Genomic DNA, 17838 nt, shown 5'->3' with positions numbered 1-17838 from the left:
GTCACCGGCGAGGCGGACGGACCACGGCCGCAGGGCTACGCGTCCGGCCCCTGCGCCCGCACCCGCCGCACCTCCTCAAGGGACGCGCTCAACTCGCTCAGCCAGTCGTCCGCGTTGCGCTGCACGAGCCGCACGCACCACGCAAGGGCGTCGCTGCGGCTGCGTGCCACGCCGCCCGCGACGAGCGTGTCGAGCACCTGCCGCTCGGGCTGGCGAAGGCGGGTCATGACGGGCGCCGACACATGCGTGAACAGGGCCTGTTCGTCCCCGCAGCGCACGCCCCACGACACCTTCCTGCGGAACCGGTGCTCGGCCTCCCGGGCCACCCCGATCCGCTCCTCGCGCGTACGCTCCCTGAATTCCTGGATGCGGCCCTCGACGGCGGCCGCCTTCTCCGCGTCGGAGGCGTCCTTCGCGAGCTGCGGCTCGGCGATGCGCCCGACGACGGTGATCTCCTCGCGGTCCACGGCGATGTCGGCGGCTCCCTCGAAGAGATCCGCGGACAGACGGCCGGTGAACCAGCCGCGCAACTTCTCGTGCTGTTCGGCTGTAAGCATGTAATCACCGTTGCACCAAGGGGAGTTGGCCGCAAGCCCCGTGACGCACACACGCGCGGGCTCAGGGCGCGCACAGCCCGCTCATGACCGGCTCACAGGCGTAGCCTCCCCGCCTCCGCGAATTAACCGCAGCCCTCTACCGCACCCGTCTACGCGCGTGGAATTCTGTCCCGCGGTCGGCCGGCCAGTACACCTGACGCTCCTTCAACTCCCCTCACAGGAGGCGTACTTCATGGTTATCCCCAGACGCAGGCCGCTGCGTCGCATAGGCCTGGTCGTCGCGTCCGCGGCGGCGCTGCTCAGCGCCGTCGCCACCCCCGCAGACGCAGCGACCTACTCGGCCTTCGCCTTCTCGCAGTCGGGCACCACCCAGCCCGTCGTCGAGGACTTCATCGCGTCGGCCACGTCCACCCTCGACATGACGATGTACGAGCTGGAGGACGACTCGGTCGTCGATCTGCTGGTCAGCGAGGAGGCGTCCGGCGTCGACGTCCGCGTCGTCCTCGACCTCGCCAACAAGTCCGACAACGCCGCCGCCTACAGCGAGTTGACCGCGGCCGGTGTCGGCGTCGTCTACTCGTCCTCGTCGTTCGTCTACACCCACCAGAAGACGATCACCGTGGACGGCGCCAAGTCCCTGATCCTCACCGGGAATCTGACCTCGCAGTACTACGACACGGGCCGCGACTTCGGCGTCTTCGACGACGCCGCAGCCGATGTCGCGGCCATCGAGGCCGTCTTCGACGCCGACTACGCGCACACCTCCATCACCCCGAGCGACGGCACGAACCTGATGTGGTCGCCGACCAGCGCCCGCTCCAAGCTCGTGTCCGTCATCAACGGCGCCACGAAGACCCTCGACGTGGACGAGCTGGAGTTCGGCGACTCCACGGTCGTCAACGCGATCGTGGCCCGCGCCAAGGCGGGCGTCACGGTGCGCGTGATCGTGCAGTACGCCTCCAGCTACTCCACCCAGATCGCCAAGGTGAAGGCGGCCGGAGGCAAGGTCGTCACGTACCAGAACAGCAGCACTCTGTTCATCCACGCCAAGGCGATGGTCGCCGACTACGGCCTGTCGACCCAGAAGGTCCAGGTCGGCTCGATGAACGTCACGGCCAACTCCCTCGACAACAACAGGGAGTTGGGCATCGTGCTGACCAACTCGTCGGTAGCGGGCGTCATCGAGACGCAGTTCGCCTCCGACTACGCGGGCGGTACGGCGGTCTAGGCTCCCTGTCGCACGAACGCGGTCCAGGCCTCGGGGGCCACGCTGAAATGCGGGCCCTCGGGGTTCTTGGAGTCGCGGATGTGGACGGCGGTGGCGTGGGCGGCGACCTCGACGCAGGCGCCGCCCTCGCTGCCGCTGTAGCTCGACTTCCGCCAGTTGTAGGCGACTTCGAGGCAGGCGCCGCCTTCGTCGCCGCTGTAGCTCGACTTGAACCAGTTCAGCGATGCGGTGTTCATTGCTCTCCTAGCAGCCGGTCCAGCAGGCCCTTGGACTGCTCGGGCGTGAGGGCCTGTGATCGCAGCATCGCATATTTGCGCGCCAGGATGGACACCTCGTCCGGGTCGGATACCCACTGGCTGCCGCGCTGGGACTCGGTGTACGCGAGGTGCTGGTGGTCCGGGGTCTCCAGGAGGATGAAGGGGCCGTCGAGACCGGCGTGCGTCGGTGCATCCAACGGCATGAACTGGAGTGTCAGGCCGGGGAGTTCGGCACAGGCGCGCAGATGGCGCAGCTGATCGGCGCGGGCGAGCGGTTCCAGATAAGCCAGCTTCAGCGCCGCCTCCCACACGATGAAGCTCAGCGTCGGCGGGCACTTGCGGTGCAGGATCTCCTGGCGCTCGACGCGGCCCGCCGTCTTGGTGGCGATCTCGTCCTCGTCGTACGCGGGCACACGGTTGCGCAGCACCGTGCGGGCACACTCCTCGGTCTGGAGGATTCCGGGCACGGTCAGGGCGTCGTACCAGGACAGTGCGATGGCCTCGCGCTCATGCGCCATGTACTGCTCGGCGAACATCGGGAACTGGTCGATCTCCGGCATGGCCCGCACCGCCGTCTCCAACGCACCCTTGGTTTCCAGGAGTTGGTCCAGCTTCTTGGCCGTGTCCAGCGGCAGCGGCCGTCTGCCCTGCTCGTACGCGGCGATCGTGGACTCGGCGATCACCAGCCTGTCGGCGAGTGTCGCCTGGGTGTGTCCGGCCGCCTTGCGGAACAGGGCGAGCAGATCACCGACCAGCCGCAACGCCGACGGATTCCTCGGTGGACGATTTCCGGGGCTCATGATGGTCAATGTCCCCACCCCCGCTCTGACTTGACCGGACTTGAACCCCGACAAAAAATCTGTCGGGGTCGACGCGCTGTCCCCATCTCATCACTCTGAGCAACATTTGTGCTCATGAACGAGGAATTCCGCGAGCGCTTCTACCGTCGCGAGCGCCAATCGGTCCCCGCCGCACGGGAGTTCACCCGCGCGGCGCTGGGTGACTGGGGCGTGGACGGCGAGTGCGCGGACGACATCCTGCTCTGCGTCAGCGAACTCGCCACGAACGCCCTCGTGCACGGCGTCCCGCCCGGCCGCGGATTCCTGCTGCGCCTGCTGCCGTACGGAGATGAGGGCCGGGCCCGCGTCGAGGTCCACGACAGCGGCGGCGGCGTTCCGGCCGTGCCGTGTGCGGACGGTGACTGCGAGGGCGGCCGTGGGCTGATGCTCGTACAGGCGGTGGCGGACAAGTGGGGGGTGGGGGAGCGGGATCCGGGCAAGGTGGTGTGGTGTGAGGTGCGCCTACCGTCGTGACGGCGCTCCTCGGTCGCGAGGGCGGGCTCCGTGGAGCGGTGTCCGCCGTGGTCGGCACAGGCAGGGCCAGTGGCTCTGACGGTTGGCGGTTCGCGTCTCAGGGCGCCTCGGGCAGGTACTCCCAGTAGCTGAGCGAGGGGGTGCTCGCGCTCGGGGCGTCGGCCGGAGGCCGCTCCGCGCAGGGGGTGGTCGGCGCGATCCGGTCGCCCCAGCACCGCCAGCCCCTGCCGTCGGGCCGGAACTCAAGGAGCTGTGGCGGCCGGTCGGGGAGACCGGGTGTCCAGAAGTTCGGGGAGGTGATCTTCGTGGTGTGCTGGGCGCCGTCATTGACGTACGAGACCTGGAAGGACCAGCTGCACGCGCCGTTCCCGGTCAGGGTGTTCAGGTTCGCGGCCCAGGACGTCTGGCCGTTTCCCAGCTCGATGTACTTGCGGGAGAAGTAGGGGTGGAGCTTCTGCCCGGTGACTTCGCGCAGGAGGGGCGCGGGGGTACCGCCGAGCAGGTCCACCGCCACGTCGTCGAGTTCCTCTCCCCCCTCCGGCGGAAGGTGGATGACCGTTGTCACCCGCGACTTCGAGCAGCGCAGGTCCGTCGCCTCCATCGCCCTGATCGACACGGCGTGGGAGCGGTCGCTCTGCAACGTCATCTTGTACGGGAAGGACGCGCGACCGTAACGGCCCCCGACCCCGGGACCGGAACCGGGGTAGACGAGGGTGGGTTTGTGGGTGAACCCGTTCAGCAGGGTGAGGAACTCCGGCACGGTGAAGTCGATGCCCAGCGGGTGGGCGACCACGGCCGCTTGTTCCTGCGCGGTGAGCGGCTCGTCGAAGATGATCCACTGCGCGTCCACCCAGTTGTCCCGGAAGGCGGACTCCACGTCGTTCGACGGGGTCACCGTCGTCGTGAACGGTTCCTTCCCCGCTTCGATCGCGTCACCGGCGGCCTGTTCCGCCCCGACGGTGGACCGCATGGTCAGGAGGTTGAAACCGAACTGGAAGTAGCTGGTCAGGGCGGCGGTCGTCAGGGCCAGTGCCAGAGTGATGGCGATGATCTTCCAGCGGCCCTGCCGGTCGGCACCGGCGAACCCGGGCAGACGGCTGTCGATCACTCCGACCACAGGAGAAGGGGCAGCGGCCGGGGGCGGAGACGGCGGAGGCGATGGTGTCGCCGGGGGTGCCGGCGGTGGCGGCTGGTACGGGGGCGGCACCGCGGGGGGTAGCGGAGGGCGCGGCGGAATCGCCGGCCAGGGCGCGGATCGCGGATCGGGGCCGCGCGGCGGTGGGGTGGGGTTCTCCGGCATGTGCCGCTCCTGGATCCGTGCATGGCGCGCACGCGATGAGGACGGCATTCTAGTCCTGGTCGAGGCGTTCGCGCCGGTCCGGTACGCCTCGGGCGGGCGTGAACTTCCCATGCCCGCCCGTGACTCGCCGGAGCGTTCGTCCACCGTCTTCCACGACGACCCGTCGTCCGACGTCAGCGTGTACTGCACCGTCGTGGCGCCATCCGCCCCGACCGGCAGGTCCACCGACTCCGAACTCGCCGACGTGGGCGCCGCGTCCGCATCCGTACCCCACTTCGGCACTTCGACGGCTTGTCGTCCATCTCGAACTCGATACAGGCTTCAGCCCGCGGCGACGAGATCCAGCAGGCCGGGGAAGCGCTCCTCCAGCTCGGCACGGCGCAGTACCGCCGTGCGGCTGTTGCCGTGGTCGACCATGCGCAGCAGGCCCGCCTCGCGCATCACCTTGAAGTGATGGGACGTGGTCGACTTCGAGACGGGCAACTCGAAGGAGGCGCAGGTGCGTTCGGTGCCGGCGGGTTCCCGCAGGAAACGTGCGATCACGCCGAATCTCAGCGGGTCCGCGAGCGCGTGCAGGACCGTGCGCAGGTCCATCTCGGCCGGGGTGGGGTGGCCTTCCTCGTCCGGCATGGCGTGCCGCCTCTCGCTCTCGTCCGCTCTCGTCACAGGTTCTACTTGCATCGTACCTCCAGGGCGTGCCAGAGTCAGGTTCGATCAATTCCGAACCTCTACCTCCGTCGGGGGCTCTCACGCATGTCCGGAACAACTGCCGTCCAGGCACAGCCCGTTGAGGGCGCCCGAGGCCAGGGCCTGACCCTCGCCGCCGTCCTCCTCGCCGTCTTCGTCGTCCCCATGTCGATCTCGGGCACGGCCGTCGCCCTGCCCGGCATCGGCGCCGACCTGGCCGCCTCCGACGCCGCACTCCAGTGGGTCGTGAACGCCTTCAACGTCGCCTTCGCCTGCTGCACCCTCGTCTGGGGCTCGGTCGCCGACCTCGTCGGACGCGTCCGCGTCTTCGCGACCGGCGCCGCGCTCTTCGCCGTCGCGGCGACCGCGAGCGCCCTCGCCGGGAACGCGTACGTGCTGGACGCGGCCCGCGCCCTCGCCGGAATCGCCGGCGCCGCGATCTTCTCGGCGGGCGCCGCGATCCTCTCCACGGCGTACGAAGGACCCGCCAGGGCACGGGCGTTCGCGCTGTTCGGCACCGTCGCGGGCATCGGCGTCTCGCTCGGACCGACCTTCGCCGGGCAGCTCGTGACGTCCGTGGGCTGGCGCTGGGTGTTCGCCCTGCACGCCGCCGCGCTCGCCGTGGCGCTGCTCGCGGTGCCGGTGATCGCACGATCGGTGCCCGACGCCTCCGTACGCATGCCAGGGCGCCGCCTCGACGTCTCCGGCGCGCTCGTCTTCGTCGCCGCCATGGTGCTGCTCACCACCGGGATCGTGCAGGGCTCACAGTGGGGGTGGGGGAGTGCGGGCGTGCTCGCGCTGTTCGCGGGGGCGGTCGTGGCACTGACCGTCTTCGTCCGCGTGGAGCGGCACAGCGCGCACCCCGTGCTCGACCTCGGGCTGCTGCGCGAACGCCGCTTCGTCGGTCTCGCGCTGGTCCCGGTCGCGGCGTCCTTCGGCTTCGTCACCCTGCTCACGTACCTGCCGAGCTATCTGACGGCCGTGACCGGGCGCGACGGTTCGGCGGCCGGATGGCTGATGCTGCTGCTCACCGTGCCGGTCCTCGTCTCGCCCCTGCTCGCCGCGAAACTGGTCGAACGGGGCGTCGCCGCAAGGGTGTTGATCCTCGTGAGCCTCGGCTGCCTGGTCGTCGGCGACCTCGGCCTGCTCCTCTTCTCCCCGCACGCCGCGATCGCCGCGGTCGCGCTGCCCATGGTCGCCACCGGCGCGGGGATGGGCCTGTCGGCAGGCCTCGTCGACGGTCAGGCGCTCGCCCTGGTCGCCCCGGAGCGCGCCGGAATGGCGGCCGGTTTCGTGAACACCCTGCGCCTGGGCAGCGAGGCGATCGCCGTGGCGGTCTACGGATCGGTGCTCACGACGCTGCTCGCGGGCGGGCACACCTACAACTCGGCCTTCCACGGGCTGCTTTGGGGCCTCGCGGGGGTGTGCCTGGTACTCGGCGCGGTGGTGGCGTGGCTGCTGCGGGACCGCCCCTGAATGGCTACTGCTGCGCGACCGCTTCTGCGTGACCGCTACGGCGCGACTACTGCTGTGCGGCCTCCCACTCCAGGTGCGTGGCACGGACACCGCGCCACAGCTCGGCTCGCGCGTCGGCGGCGACATCACCCAGGTCCAGATGGAACACGTCGGCGAGTACGTCGTACCAGTCGTCGGCCGAGTCGACGATCCGCTCGTCCGTGCCCTCGGCGTCGATCCGGCGCAGCACACAGCCGCGCAGCATGTCCACGCCCTTGGCGTCGCGGAGCTGCGCCTGGCAGACGCGGACGAAGCCGGACTCGGGGGAGGTGGACAGGAAGGCGTGCTTCGCCTCGAAGGCGGACAGGTCCACGGGCTCGGGCGCGAAGGCCATCGAGACGAACGCGCCATGGGGGTCGTGCAGGAACCGCCAGCCGCCGGGCACCACCGTCGACGGGGTCATCCCGTACGTGAACGGCCCCTGGGTGTACGTCCCTTCGCGCAGCGGCAGCGGCTCGTACATGCCACCGGCGAGCCCGGTGTCGACCAGCCAGCGCTCGCCGTCGAGCAGCACGGTCAGCGCGAGGTGGTCGCCGCCCGGGCCCGCGGGATCCTCCACCTCGTCCTGCACCCCGGCCACGTGCAGGGAGACGTCGTAGCCGAGGGCGGTGAGGAGTGCGCTGAACGCGCCGTTGAGGTGGAAGCAGTAGCCGCCGCGCCCGCGCAGGATCCGGGCCACGGACTCGTCGGCGCCGATGCCGGACGGCCGCCCCAGCTGGTTGTCGAGCGTCTCGTAGGGGATCCGCTCCACCTGCGCCCGGTGCAGTGCCCACAGCGCCTCGGCACTCGGCGCTGCGGGCCGCTCCATCCCCAGCACGGCCAGATACCTGTCGACGTCGATCATGCTTCCCCCACGCCCTTCGCCCCTCGCCCTTCGAACGGGCGATCAGCATAAGCGCAGGCCCGGCGACAGGCCCCGTTGCTAGTTGCTAGTTGCTAGTGGCCAATTGTCAGTTGCGGTACCGGTAGAGGATCCGGCCGCGCGTCAGGTCGTACGGGCTGAGCTCCACGAGCACGCGGTCGAAGGGCAGGATCTTGATGTAGTTCTTGCGGATCTTCCCGCTGATGTGCGCGAGCACCTTGTGCCCGTTGGTGAGTTCCACCTGGAACGTGGCGTTGCGCAGGCACTCCGTGACGGTGCCCTCGATCTCGATTCCCGGGTTTGTCTTCGGCATCAGTGAAGTACGACCTCCAAGTTGGTTCCGGCGCGCTCGGCGCCGATGTCGTCGAACAGGGCCGCGGCCGCTGTGTTGGTCTGATTGATCTCGGCGGACACCCGCCGGACGCCGGAGCGGTGCAGGGGTTCCAGCACCTCGGCGAGGAGCGCCCGGGCGATGCCGCGACGCTGGTGACCGGCCCGTACGGCGATGAGCCCGATCCGTGGCTGCCGGGGGACCGGCGCCACCCGCAGCAGTCCTACGTAGTCGCTCGTCGCCGTGTCCACGGCCACCGCGTACTTCGTCGGGTCGACCACGGTGGCGTCGTCGAGGCGCGGCAGGACCTCGGCGGGCATCTCCTGCCAGCCGACGGAGGCCTCGACCTCCGCCCTGATCACACGGTCGAGCTCGCGCAGCGGGTTCTTCTCCGCCGCGCCGAGGGGAAGGACGCGCACGCCCGACGGCGGTTGCGCCGCGTCGAGCCCCGTGACGCCCGGGTCGGTGGGCACGAGGCACACCCACTCGCGCCGCCCGGCCGTGAAACCGAACCGCTCCCACTGCGACTTCTCGACGGGATCGGACGCGTCGACCAGCGTGTACAGCGGCCTCGGCAGGTCCGGTGCGTCCGTCAGCATGGCGGTCGCCAACTGGTCGAAGACCGCTTCGTGCCAGGAATCGACGCTCACGAAGAGCCGTCCGTCGTGGCGGCTCCACACCTCGCCGCGGCCGACGACCTGGTCGTCCTGCACCGCATGCCACTCGTAGTCGTCGACGCGCGTGACCACGGCCGTGCTCAAGGGTTTTTTGGGTTCCATAGGTCTCTGCCTTTCAGGAGTGCCTGCTCCAGGCGCTCCTGGCGACCTATGTCAATCGCCTGACCGTGGGGAAGAGGGGAGCACCCACCTGCGTACTGCGGTCATGGGTCTCGCCTCCTCGGGTTGCTGCACGGTTCGTTCCGGACAGTAGATGCCGTGCCGGTGTCCCGTCCACTCGATTAACGTCAGCCGGTCAGGATCCGCTCAGGATCGTGATGCCGAGCGCGGCGATTTCCGTGACGACCGGGTCGTCCGGAGCGGCGTCCGTGATCACCCCGCTGATCTGCTCCCAGGGCAGGACGCGGAAGGGCGAGGCCGTGCCGATCTTCTCGGACGAGGCGAGGACGTAGGTGTCCGCGGCACGGGCCGCCAAGGCGCGCTTCATCGCGGCCTCCTCGGCGTCGCCGGTGGTCAGGCCCGCTTCCGGGTGCACGCCCGTGACGCCCAGCAGGAACAGGTCCGCCGAGACGTTCTGCGCCGCCTCGACCGCCGCGGCACCGCACGTGACCGCCGAGTGCTTGAAGACGCGGCCGCCCAGCAGGAAGAGGTCCGCCCCCGGGTGTGCGAGCAGGGCCGCGGCGACGGTCGGGCTGTGGGTGATCACGGTGCAGGAGAGGTCGTGCGGCAGCGCCTGGGCGACGGCGAGGGCCGTGGTCCCGCCGTCGAGGATCACTGTCCCGCCCGGCCGCACGAGTTGCGCGGCCGCGGCGGCGACCTGTTGTTTGCCGTCCGGTGACACGGTCTGCCGGGCCGCGTAGTCGACCACGGCAGGTGACGCCGGGAGCGCGCCGCCGTAGACCCGCTGGCACAGTCCTTCGGCCGCGAGGTCGCGCAGGTCCCGGCGGACGCTGTCCTCGGAGATGCCCAGTTCGGCGGCGACGTCCTTGGCGACGACCTTGCCCTCGCGGGCCAGGAGGCCGAGCAGGTGCTCCCGCCGTTGCGCTGCCAGCATGCACGCTCCTTCACGTTGTTGCACGTTTCTGCATGTATCGTAGCGCGCCATGAGCGACAACGTGAGCGACAACGTGAGCGACAACGTGATCGACGTACAGAGCGAAAACGCGAGCGGCGAACCGAGCGGTGAACCGAGCGACAAACCGATGCTGATCCTGATCGCCGGGCCCTACCGCTCCGGCACCGACGGCGACCCGCAGGCCATGGCCGCCAACCTCGCCCGCCTCGAATCCGCCGCCTGGCCCGTCTTCGCCGCAGGGCACCTGCCCGTGATCGGCGAATGGATAGCCCTGCCCGTGCTGCGCGCGGCCGGCGCCGGGCCCACCGACCCCCTCGCGGACCAGGTGCTCTACCCGGCCGCCGACCGGCTGCTCACCCACTGCGACGCCGTGCTCCGCCTGCCCGGCGCCTCCACCGGCGCCGACCAGGACGTGGTCACCGCACTCCGCCGCGGCCTGCCCGTCTACCGCGACGTGGCCGAGATCCCCCGCCGCACGACCCTGGAGACCGCATGACGAACGTCCCCGGCGTGGACACCCCCGACCACCGAGGGCGCACCGGCCTCGACCGGGCCGGGCGCGACCTGGACCGCAACCCGGACGTCGTGGTGCGCGACGTCGAACTCACCTCGCAGGGCTGGCACGTGCTGCGCCGGACGACCTTCGACTACCGGCGCCGCGACGGGCGTTGGGAGACCCAGCAGCGCGAGACCTACGACCGGGGCAACGGCGCGGTCGTCCTGCCCTACGACATCGAGCGCGGCCGCGTGCTGCTCACCCGCCAGTTCCGCTACCCCGCCTACGTCAACGGCCACCCCGACGGCATGCTCGTCGAAGCCGCTGCCGGGCTGCTCGACGCGGACGACCCGTACACCGCGATCCGCCGCGAGAGCGCCGAGGAACTGGGCGTCACCCTCGGGCCGCTCACGCACGTCCTCGACGCCTACATGAGCCCGGGTTCCGTCACCGAACGCCTGCACTTCTTCGCGGCCCCGTACACCCCGGCCGACCGCACGGGACCCGGCGGCGGGGTCGAGGAGGAGGGCGAGGACATCGAGGTGCTCGAACTCCCCTTCGCCGAGGCCCGGGCCATGTGCCGCGACGGGCGCATCGCCGACGCGAAGACGGTGATGCTCCTTCAATGGGCCGCGCTCGACGGTCCCTTCGGGGTGAACTCGACGGCGGGGAACGGAAGTTGCGTGGCACCGGTGGAGTGATGCGGGCATCCTGATGTTCATGAGGTCGGGAAACGGGGGCCTGGCGATCCCGAGGCTGCTTTTCGTCGGTGGTGTGCTGAGCCTTCTTCTCGGAACGGGGTGGGCCGTCCTCGCCGTGGCGCGGGGTGATCTCGAACCGCAGGACACCGCAGGGCTGTTGGGGGTGCCTCTGGGGATCCTCGGCATGCTGATCGGGACGTCCCTGAGCCTGAAGGCGCTGCGGTTGCAGAGGGCGAGCGACGGTCTCGGAGTGGCGCTCGACCGGCTCGCCGAGAACGTGCTGCGGGCCGAACTTGCCGAACGCGGGCACCTGTTGGGATCGGGGTCGCATCTGATCGACCTCGCCGTCGACGCGGTGCCCCGGCACGGTGAGGAGCACCCCGCGGGGCGGGAGAGCCTGTCCCGCATCGTGGAGTGGTACTGCGCGAAGCCCGGCAGGCTCGTCGTCACCGGCGAGCCGGGGGCGGGCAAGAGCGTGCTGGCCGTCCACCTCGTGGTGCGGCTGCTGGCCACCCGGGGCGCCACCGACCCGGTTCCCGTACGGTTGTCGATCCGCGATCTGTCCCTGTCGCCCCAGACGTGGTGGGGACGGGGCGGACGGAACGGGTCGTACGGACTTGAGCGCTGGCTCGCGGACCGGCTCGCCGCCGCCTACGGCACCGACCCGGCGGCCGCCGCCGAACTGGTCGCACGGCGACGCGTCATCCCCGTCCTCGACGGCCTCGACGAGATGGACAGCAGCGTCGACGAAGGCCGCGCGGCCTGGGCGCTGTGGGCCCTGAACACGTACCAGTCCGTCGACGGCAGCGCCCCGCTCGTGCTCATGTGCCGGACACGCCGCTACAGCGAACTGTCCGAGGAGCTCTACTGGTTGAGCGAAGCGGCCCAGGTCCGGCTGCGGGGCGTGGACGCCGGACAGGCGCGTGCCTACGTCGCCGTGCGGACCGACGGGCGGGGCAGCGGACTCGACGACATGCTGGACGCCCTGGCCGCGGCTCCGCAGGACAGCCCGCTGGCCCTGGCCCTGAGTTCACCGTTCTACCTGGGGCTCGCCTTCACCCTGTTCGGGGAGCGGGGCGGGGCGCGGCCCGAGCTGGACTTCGCCTCGGCCGACGAACTGAGGGAGTACCTGCTCGCCCGCTTCGTCCCGGTCGCCACCGAGACGGCGAACATGACGGCGCTGAAGGCGGCGTGGAGCCTCGCGGGCGAACCGGTGTCCAGGAGCCGCCGCCGCTGGTACCACCCCGACACCGTCTACCGATGGCTGTACCACCTGACGGATCCGGAAGGGGGCCTCGCGCCGACCGGGAGCGTGGTCGGACGCCGATGGGCGGCGTGCGCGGGTGCGTTGAGCCTGTCGACCGCAGGCCTGGGCGTATGGGCACTCCTTGAGTGGCTCGGCCCGGGGCTGGTGCCCGCGCACTGGTGGGAGCACCGCCGGGGCGTGGCCCTGTCGGCGGTCGCCGTGGCGGCGCTGGCCGCCCCTCTGGGCGGGGTGCTGGGGGCGATGGCCGACGACGAGGGCCTGGCCTGGATGCCCGACCAGGACCCTCAGCGCCGCAGGCGGTTTACGGAAGTCGTGCGCCGCACCCCGCTGTCGGTATGGCTGGTGATCCTGGCCGCCTTGGGCTTCGGCCTGTGGCCCGCGGGCCTTGTCGTTCTCGGCGCGGCCGCCGCCGAGGCGGGGTGGCTGCCCGCCGTGCCCGCCGCCGGCTGGCCGGCGGGCCTCGTCATCGGGTTCCTGGGCTGGCTCGTCATCTGTGCCGGTGGGCGGGCGGAGGGCGGCACCCTGGTGGCGCACACCGGCCGGGGACAGGCGGTGGCCTGTCTGGGGGCGCCCCTCCTGGTGATCGTCCGGGCCATGGTCGAGCTGCTGCCGGAGCCGCCCCCGGCCGGGCCGACTCGTGCACCGACCGTCTCCGTTCCGCTGCTGGGCGAGCAGACGGTGCTCACTCTGCTGCTCGGCCTCGTGGGCGGTGCGCTCCTCGTGGGCGTCCTCGAACTCTGCCGCAGGCGCGGGCTGTTCTCGGGGTTCGCCATGGCGGGGACCGCGTTCGCCCTGTGGCACGTGGTCTTCTTCGCCGGTGTCGGTCCGTCGACGGGTTTCTGGGGCGGAGCCCTGGAGGGCGGGCTGCTGTTCTACGCGCTCGGGTGTGTGCTGCTCGGGGCGCGGACGGCGGACCGTACCCGGCACGGTCTGGCGCGGCTGCGGAGCGGGGCCGCCGCACTGGGGCGCCGCGTGCCGGGCGGGGCGGCCGACCCGGTGTTCCTCGTGGGGATGTGCGGCCTCGGCCTGGGCGCCGGACGGCTGCTGGGTTTCGCGGGCGCCGTCGCGGTCGCCGCGTTGTGGCCGCTGTGCGTCCTGCTGGTGCTCGCGATCGAGCGGATCCTCCGGCTCGCCGGATTCCTGCGCGGACGCCTGCCCCTGCGTCGCGCGGCCTTCCTCGTCTGGGCGTACCACGCGGGCCTGCTCCGGTACGCGGCCGGTCGCTACCAGATCCGCCACGTGGAGCTGAGGCAGTGGATGGAAAGGAACCCACCGGACAACGGGCGGGCGTGAACTCTCCACGCCCGCCCGTCACTTCACGTACAACAGCCGGAGGTCACGACAGCAGCTCCACCTCCGCCACCGTCGCCGCCCCGCCCGTGAACACCAGGCGATAGTGCTGGTACGTCCCCGGCTTCGGCACCGTGAACGCCCGGGTCTGCTTGTCCCACGTGAAGGACTCGCCGGAGCGTTCGTCGAGCGTCTTCCAGGACGTGCCGTCGGTGGACGCCTCCAGCTTCCAGCCCGTCGGGGCCTTGGCCGCCTGGGCCGACGTCAGCGTGTACTGCACCGCCTTCGTCCCGTCCGCGCCGACCGGCAGGTCCGTCGACTCCGAACTCGCCGACGTCGCCGAGGAGTTGTCGAACAGCGGGCCCGATCCGGTGATCGCGTCGGACCGCGGCGACGGCACCTTGTCGTCCTTCGTGAGGGACGTGGGCGCCGCGGACTCGCCCGTGCCCCACGCCGACGGCTTCGAGCCCATCGCGAACTCGATGACGCCGCCCTTGGCGACCACCGAGTGCGGCAGCGAAGTCTTCGACCACGTACGGCCGTTGACCTTCACGCCCTGCACGTAGATGTTCTTCGCGCTGTTCTTCGGCGCCTTGATGACGAGGTCCTTGCCGTTCTCCAGGTGCAGCGTCATCTTCGTGAACTGCGGGGAGCCGATGGCGTATTCACCGCTGCCCATGACCAGCGGGTAGAAGCCCATCGAGGAGAAGAGGTACCAGGCGGACTGCTCGCCGTTGTCCTCGTCGCCGTGGTAGCCCTGGCCGATCTCGCTGCCGGTGTAGAGGCGGGAGAGCACCTCGCGGACCTTCTCCTGCGTCTTGTACGGCCGGCCCGCCGCGTCGTACATGTACGTGATGTGGTGCGCCACCTGGTTCGAGTGGCCGTACATGCCCATCCGGACGTCGCGCGCCTCGGTCATCTCGTGGATGACACCGCCGTACGAGCCCGCCACGTCGTTCGTCGCGGTCTCCGGCGTCGAGAAGAACGTGTCGAGCTTCTTCGCCAGACCGTCCCGGCCGCCGTACAGGTTCGCGAGACCCTTGCTGTCCTGCGGGGCGGTGAAGGCGTAGCCCCAGGCGTTGGTCTCCGTGTAGTCGTAGCCCCAGATGGCAGGGTTGAAGTCCCCTGACTTCACACGCCAGTTGCCCTGCGCGTCCTTGCCCTGGAAGAAGCCCGTCCCACCCGGACCCGCCGCCTTGTCGTCGAACATGTTGACGTAGTCACGGGCGCGGTTGAGGAAGTACTCCGACTCCTCCTCGTACTGCTTCTTGCCCGTCTTCTTGTAGAGCGCCTGGCCCATCTGTGCGATGCCGTAGTCGTTGAGGTAGCCCTCGAGCGCCCACGACAGGCCCTCGTGCGTGTCCGTCGAGGTGTAGCCGAGGAAGGGCGACGTCTCCATGCCCTTCCTGCCCACGCCCGACTGCGGCGGCACGACCGTCGCGTTCTTCACGGCCGCCTTGTACGCGTCCTCGGCGTCGAAGTCGACGCCCTTCACGTACGCGTCGGCGAACGCCACGTCCGACGACGTACCGGTCATCAGGTCCGCGTAACCCGGCGAGGACCAGCGGGAGATCCAGCCGCCGTCCTTGTACTGCTGCACGAAACCGTCGACCAGTTCACCGGCCTTGGTGGGCGTCAGCAGCGAGTACGCGGGCCAGGTCGTCCGGTACGTGTCCCAGAAGCCGTTGTTGACGTACGGCCTGCCCTCGACGATCTTCGCGCCGGTGTGCGTCGGCGTGTCGGGACCCGTCATCGCCGTGAACGGCGACGCGTACAGGTTCTTCGAACCGACCTTCTCGAAACCGGAGTTGGGGTACAGGTACAGGCGGTACAGCGACGAGTACAGCGTCGTGCGCTGGTCCTCCGTGGCGCCCTCGACCTCCACCTTGTTCATCAGCGCGTCCCACTGCGCGCGCGCCGCGTTCTTCACCGAGTCGAAGGACCGGGACTGCGGCAGCTCCTGGCGCAGGTTGTCCTTCGCCTGGTCGATGCTGATGAGGGAGGTCGCGAGCCGCAGGGTCACCGTGCGGTCCTTGCCCGCGTCGAACGTGAAGTGCCCCCTCACGCCCGCCGATTGGGCCTCCTCGACCGGCTTGTCGAAGACGCCGTAGACGAAGAGGCGCGTGGCGCCGGTCGAAAGCCCGGACTTCACGTCGGAGTAGCCGGTCACGACCCCGTTGTCCTGGTCGAGGGTCAGGCCGCCCTGCTCGGAGACGTTGTCGAAGACCACGCTCGCGTCGTCGCCGGGGTAGCTGAAGCGCAGCGCGGCGGCGTGATCGGTGGGCGTCATCTCGGCCCGTACGCCGTTCTCGAACTTCACGCCGTAGTAATACGGGCGGGCCGTCTCGTTCTCGTGCTTGAACGGGAGCGCGCGCCCGGTGCGTGAAGTGTCCACCGCCGTACCGGACTTGGCGGACGGCATGATCTGGAACGTCTGGCGGTCACCCATCCACGGGCTCGGCTCGTGGCTCGCGGCCAGGGCCTCCATCGTCGGCAGGTTGTCCGCGTTGTTGTCGCGCGCGTAGTCGTAGAGCCAGCTCAGCGAGCCCGCGTTCGTCACCGGCGTCCAGAAGTTGAAGCCGTGCGGGACGGCCGTCGCCGGGAACGTGTTGCCGCGCGAGAAGCCGCCGCTGGAGTTCGTGCCGCGGGTCGTCGACGCGTAGTCGCTCAAGTGGGCCTTGGGGCGGGCCTGTTGGGCCTTGTCGATGCTGATGTCGTCGAGCCAGCCGCGGAACTTCGCGGGGCCCTTCGCGGAGTCGTACGCGACGAGGATCCGGTCGACCGTCTTGCCCGCGGCGACCGAGCCGATCCCCGACTTCACGGCGTTCCACTGGTTCACGTACAGCCGCTTGGCGTCGCCCTGGCCCTGCGGGGTCAGCAGCCCGCCGTTGGAGTCGACGGCCTTCAGGTCGCTCAGGTGGGTCCCGTCGGTGAAGGTGAGATCGACGGAGACGTTCGTGGCGTCGTAGTCGCGGTCGCCGTCCGCCATCGACGGGAAGATCTTGTACGCGAGTTCGGTGTCCTTGCGCACCGCCACGTTCACGTCGAAGACCTTGTTGTACGAGTACGCGCGCCCGTCGGTCTTGTGCGTACCGGCGTAGCGCAGCGCCCGCTTGCCGGTGAAGCCGGCGCCCGCCTTGGCCGTCGGCGAGCCGTTCGGGCCCTTGTCGACGAGGGAGAGCATGTCCTCGGGGGTGGGGGACTGCTCGTCACCGGTCGAGAGCTGGAGGTCGGCGAGCTGGGTGGCGTCGGTCGCGCCGTTGTTCGCCGTGAACTCGATCCGGAAGTGGGCGTATTCGGCCGGGGTCCGGATCTCGTACGTCTTCGTCTGGAAGCGCTCGCCGAACGTCTCGCCGGAGCGGGTGTCGAGCGTCGTCCACGCCGTGCCGTCCGTCGAACCCTTGAGGACCCAGTCCTTCGGGTCGCGCTCGTCGTGGTCGTTGGCGGACGTGAGCGCGTACTTGGTGACCTTGGCGGGTGCGTCGAGGTCGTACTCGACCCAGGCGGTCGGCGTGAACGCCAGCCACTTGGTGCTCGATTCGCCGTCGAGCAGGTTCTCCTTGGTCTCGCCGCCGCCGCTGTTCTCGTCGCTGGCGCGGACGTCGGTGACGTGCCCGTTCACGTTGCCCGGGATGCCGCCGCTGTAGCCGCCGTCGACGCCGCTCGACCGCTTGCTGCCGTCGGCGGCCGTGTCGACCGTGTTCAGCCAGTCGGGCGCGGGCTGCCCCTCCTCGAAGGAGGAGCTGAACTCCTGGGCGGGTCGCGGCTTTTGGGCCTGCCCCGTGGCCGCGGCTCCCTGCCCCGCGGCGGCGAGCACCAGAGCGGCGGCCCCCAGAGCGGCCGTGACCATGGGCCCGCGTCTGCCTCGGCTGGATCGGACGGATCTGCTGTACGTGGATCTGCCCCGCATCGGTGTGCACCCTCCCGGCGATGTCGACAACGTTGTCAGTTCGCTGCGCAAGGTCCAGTAGGGAGGCAAGTGGGTAGTGGTGTCAAGGGTGTTGGAGCGTGTCGGGGGATTGAGGGAGAGGGTGGGGGTGAGGGGTGGGCCGGGGGTCGGTCTGAGCGGGGCTGGGATTCGGTGGGGGTGGGGTTTGGTGTGAGGCTGGGTCCTGGTGGGGGCGGGCCTGGTGTTGGGCTGGCCTCCGGCGAGGAAGGGGCCGGCTTGGTCCGCAACCGGTCAGTGAGGTTGACGGTGTTGGACCGGCCGTCGGACCGGTGAGGGGCGATCGCCGGTCCCCCATTACCGTCTTCGTGACTCCGCAATGGGGCCTCCGGCCTT

16 protein-coding genes are annotated in these 17838 nt (G+C 70.2%); 6 read left to right on the top strand and 10 right to left on the bottom strand.

Going from position 1 to position 17838, the window contains the following annotated elements:
* Positions 1-35 precede the first annotated feature (35 nt).
* Positions 36-557: a hypothetical protein gene (locus tag ACIBUY_RS07155; protein ID WP_399152034.1), complete on the bottom strand. Its 522-nt coding sequence runs from the start codon at positions 555-557 to the stop codon at positions 36-38.
* A 232-nt stretch (positions 558-789) separates the two neighbouring features.
* Here ACIBUY_RS07155 and ACIBUY_RS07150 point away from each other — a divergent pair, with 232 nt between their 5' ends.
* Positions 790-1785 carry a phosphatidylserine/phosphatidylglycerophosphate/cardiolipin synthase family protein gene (locus tag ACIBUY_RS07150; RefSeq protein ID WP_399152033.1) on the top strand — a complete coding sequence of 332 codons (996 nt, stop codon included), beginning with the start codon at positions 790-792 and terminating at the stop codon, positions 1783-1785.
* On the opposite strand, the gene ACIBUY_RS07145 is transcribed toward ACIBUY_RS07150, so the two are convergent.
* Both ACIBUY_RS07145 and ACIBUY_RS07140 read right to left on the bottom strand, forming a co-directional pair.
* Complete coding sequence (locus tag ACIBUY_RS07145; RefSeq protein WP_365569287.1) at positions 1782-2021, bottom strand: DUF397 domain-containing protein; 240 nt, start codon at positions 2019-2021, stop codon at positions 1782-1784. The two genes, ACIBUY_RS07150 and ACIBUY_RS07145, sit on opposite strands and share 4 nt — an antisense overlap.
* Entirely contained in the window at positions 2018-2842 is an 825-nt protein-coding gene (locus ACIBUY_RS07140; RefSeq protein WP_399152032.1) for a helix-turn-helix domain-containing protein, read from the bottom strand. Before ACIBUY_RS07140 ends, ACIBUY_RS07145 begins: the two co-directional genes overlap by 4 nt.
* 114 nt (positions 2843-2956) lie before the next feature.
* Between ACIBUY_RS07140 and ACIBUY_RS07135 the strand changes: the two genes are divergently transcribed.
* Complete coding sequence (locus ACIBUY_RS07135; RefSeq protein ID WP_399152031.1) at positions 2957-3355, top strand: ATP-binding protein; 399 nt, start codon at positions 2957-2959, stop codon at positions 3353-3355.
* Between the two features lie 97 nt (positions 3356-3452).
* Here the strand turns inward: ACIBUY_RS07135 and ACIBUY_RS07130 are convergent, their stop codons facing one another.
* Together ACIBUY_RS07130 and ACIBUY_RS07125 are read right to left on the bottom strand one after the other, a co-directional pair.
* Positions 3453-4463: a hypothetical protein gene (locus ACIBUY_RS07130; RefSeq protein WP_399152030.1), complete on the bottom strand. Its 1011-nt coding sequence runs from the start codon at positions 4461-4463 to the stop codon at positions 3453-3455.
* Positions 4464-4976: 513 nt separating this feature from the next.
* Positions 4977-5285 (bottom strand): ArsR/SmtB family transcription factor, encoded by a 309-nt coding sequence (locus tag ACIBUY_RS07125; RefSeq protein ID WP_399152029.1) that lies wholly within the window; start codon positions 5283-5285, stop codon positions 4977-4979.
* A gap of 123 nt (positions 5286-5408) precedes the next feature.
* Here ACIBUY_RS07125 and ACIBUY_RS07120 point away from each other — a divergent pair, with 123 nt between their 5' ends.
* Positions 5409-6818 (top strand): MFS transporter, encoded by a 1410-nt coding sequence (locus ACIBUY_RS07120; RefSeq protein WP_399152028.1) that lies wholly within the window; start codon positions 5409-5411, stop codon positions 6816-6818.
* 46 nt (positions 6819-6864) lie between these two features.
* On the opposite strand, the gene ACIBUY_RS07115 is transcribed toward ACIBUY_RS07120, so the two are convergent.
* The 4 genes from ACIBUY_RS07115 to ACIBUY_RS07100 all read right to left on the bottom strand — a co-directional run bounded on the left by ACIBUY_RS07115 (position 6865) and on the right by ACIBUY_RS07100 (position 9781).
* Positions 6865-7701: an arylamine N-acetyltransferase gene (locus tag ACIBUY_RS07115; RefSeq protein WP_399152027.1), complete on the bottom strand. Its 837-nt coding sequence runs from the start codon at positions 7699-7701 to the stop codon at positions 6865-6867.
* A gap of 106 nt (positions 7702-7807) precedes the next feature.
* Positions 7808-8032, bottom strand: coding sequence for a translation initiation factor IF-1 (gene infA / locus ACIBUY_RS07110; RefSeq protein WP_365569308.1), 225 nt, complete (start codon positions 8030-8032; stop codon positions 7808-7810).
* Positions 8032-8811: a GNAT family N-acetyltransferase gene (locus tag ACIBUY_RS07105; protein ID WP_399152026.1), complete on the bottom strand. Its 780-nt coding sequence runs from the start codon at positions 8809-8811 to the stop codon at positions 8032-8034. Before ACIBUY_RS07105 ends, infA begins: the two co-directional genes overlap by 1 nt.
* 211 nt (positions 8812-9022) lie before the next feature.
* Entirely contained in the window at positions 9023-9781 is a 759-nt protein-coding gene (locus ACIBUY_RS07100; RefSeq protein ID WP_365569314.1) for a DeoR/GlpR family DNA-binding transcription regulator, read from the bottom strand.
* Between the two features lie 148 nt (positions 9782-9929).
* Here ACIBUY_RS07100 and ACIBUY_RS07095 point away from each other — a divergent pair, with 148 nt between their 5' ends.
* From ACIBUY_RS07095 to ACIBUY_RS07085, 3 genes are all read left to right on the top strand, one after another.
* Positions 9930-10298, top strand: a complete 369-nt coding sequence (locus tag ACIBUY_RS07095) for a DUF4406 domain-containing protein (RefSeq protein ID WP_365569446.1) — start codon at positions 9930-9932, stop codon at positions 10296-10298.
* Positions 10295-10999, top strand: a complete 705-nt coding sequence (locus ACIBUY_RS07090; protein ID WP_399152025.1) for an NUDIX domain-containing protein — start codon at positions 10295-10297, stop codon at positions 10997-10999. Before ACIBUY_RS07095 ends, ACIBUY_RS07090 begins: the two co-directional genes overlap by 4 nt.
* Before the next feature lie 73 nt (positions 11000-11072).
* A complete protein-coding gene (locus ACIBUY_RS07085) occupies positions 11073-13559 on the top strand; it encodes an NACHT domain-containing protein (protein ID WP_399152024.1) in 2487 nt (828 codons plus the stop codon).
* A 43-nt stretch (positions 13560-13602) separates the two neighbouring features.
* Here the strand turns inward: ACIBUY_RS07085 and ACIBUY_RS07080 are convergent, their stop codons facing one another.
* The gene (locus ACIBUY_RS07080; RefSeq protein WP_399152023.1) at positions 13603-17406 is read right to left on the bottom strand and encodes a GH92 family glycosyl hydrolase; all 3804 of its coding nucleotides are present in this window, start codon (positions 17404-17406) and stop codon (positions 13603-13605) included.
* Between the last annotated feature and the right edge of the window lie 432 nt (positions 17407-17838).

It is taken from the genome of Streptomyces sp. NPDC050085, from assembly GCF_044460595.1.
GTDB lineage: Bacteria > Actinomycetota > Actinomycetes > Streptomycetales > Streptomycetaceae > Streptomyces.
Note: the sequence above shows the minus strand (reverse complement) of the source record. Positions and strands in the feature narration are given on the sequence as shown.

Bases quoted from the DNA above. Each gene is read 5' to 3' on its own strand.
- ACIBUY_RS07155 (WP_399152034.1), bottom strand. From the start codon at position 557: ATGCTTACAGCCGAACAGCACGAGAAGTTGCGCGGCTGGTTCACCGGC.
- ACIBUY_RS07150 (WP_399152033.1), top strand. From the start codon at position 790: ATGGTTATCCCCAGACGCAGGCCGCTGCGTCGCATAGGCCTGGTCGTC.
- ACIBUY_RS07145 (WP_365569287.1), bottom strand. From the start codon at position 2,021: ATGAACACCGCATCGCTGAACTGGTTCAAGTCGAGCTACAGCGGCGAC.
- ACIBUY_RS07140 (WP_399152032.1), bottom strand. From the start codon at position 2,842: ATGAGCCCCGGAAATCGTCCACCGAGGAATCCGTCGGCGTTGCGGCTG.
- ACIBUY_RS07135 (WP_399152031.1), top strand. From the start codon at position 2,957: ATGAACGAGGAATTCCGCGAGCGCTTCTACCGTCGCGAGCGCCAATCG.
- ACIBUY_RS07125 (WP_399152029.1), bottom strand. From the start codon at position 5,285: ATGCCGGACGAGGAAGGCCACCCCACCCCGGCCGAGATGGACCTGCGC.
- ACIBUY_RS07120 (WP_399152028.1), top strand. From the start codon at position 5,409: ATGTCCGGAACAACTGCCGTCCAGGCACAGCCCGTTGAGGGCGCCCGA.
- ACIBUY_RS07115 (WP_399152027.1), bottom strand. From the start codon at position 7,701: ATGATCGACGTCGACAGGTATCTGGCCGTGCTGGGGATGGAGCGGCCC.
- infA (WP_365569308.1), bottom strand. From the start codon at position 8,032: ATGCCGAAGACAAACCCGGGAATCGAGATCGAGGGCACCGTCACGGAG.
- ACIBUY_RS07100 (WP_365569314.1), bottom strand. From the start codon at position 9,781: ATGCTGGCAGCGCAACGGCGGGAGCACCTGCTCGGCCTCCTGGCCCGC.
- ACIBUY_RS07095 (WP_365569446.1), top strand. From the start codon at position 9,930: ATGCTGATCCTGATCGCCGGGCCCTACCGCTCCGGCACCGACGGCGAC.
- ACIBUY_RS07090 (WP_399152025.1), top strand. From the start codon at position 10,295: ATGACGAACGTCCCCGGCGTGGACACCCCCGACCACCGAGGGCGCACC.
- ACIBUY_RS07080 (WP_399152023.1), bottom strand. From the start codon at position 17,406: ATGGTCACGGCCGCTCTGGGGGCCGCCGCTCTGGTGCTCGCCGCCGCG.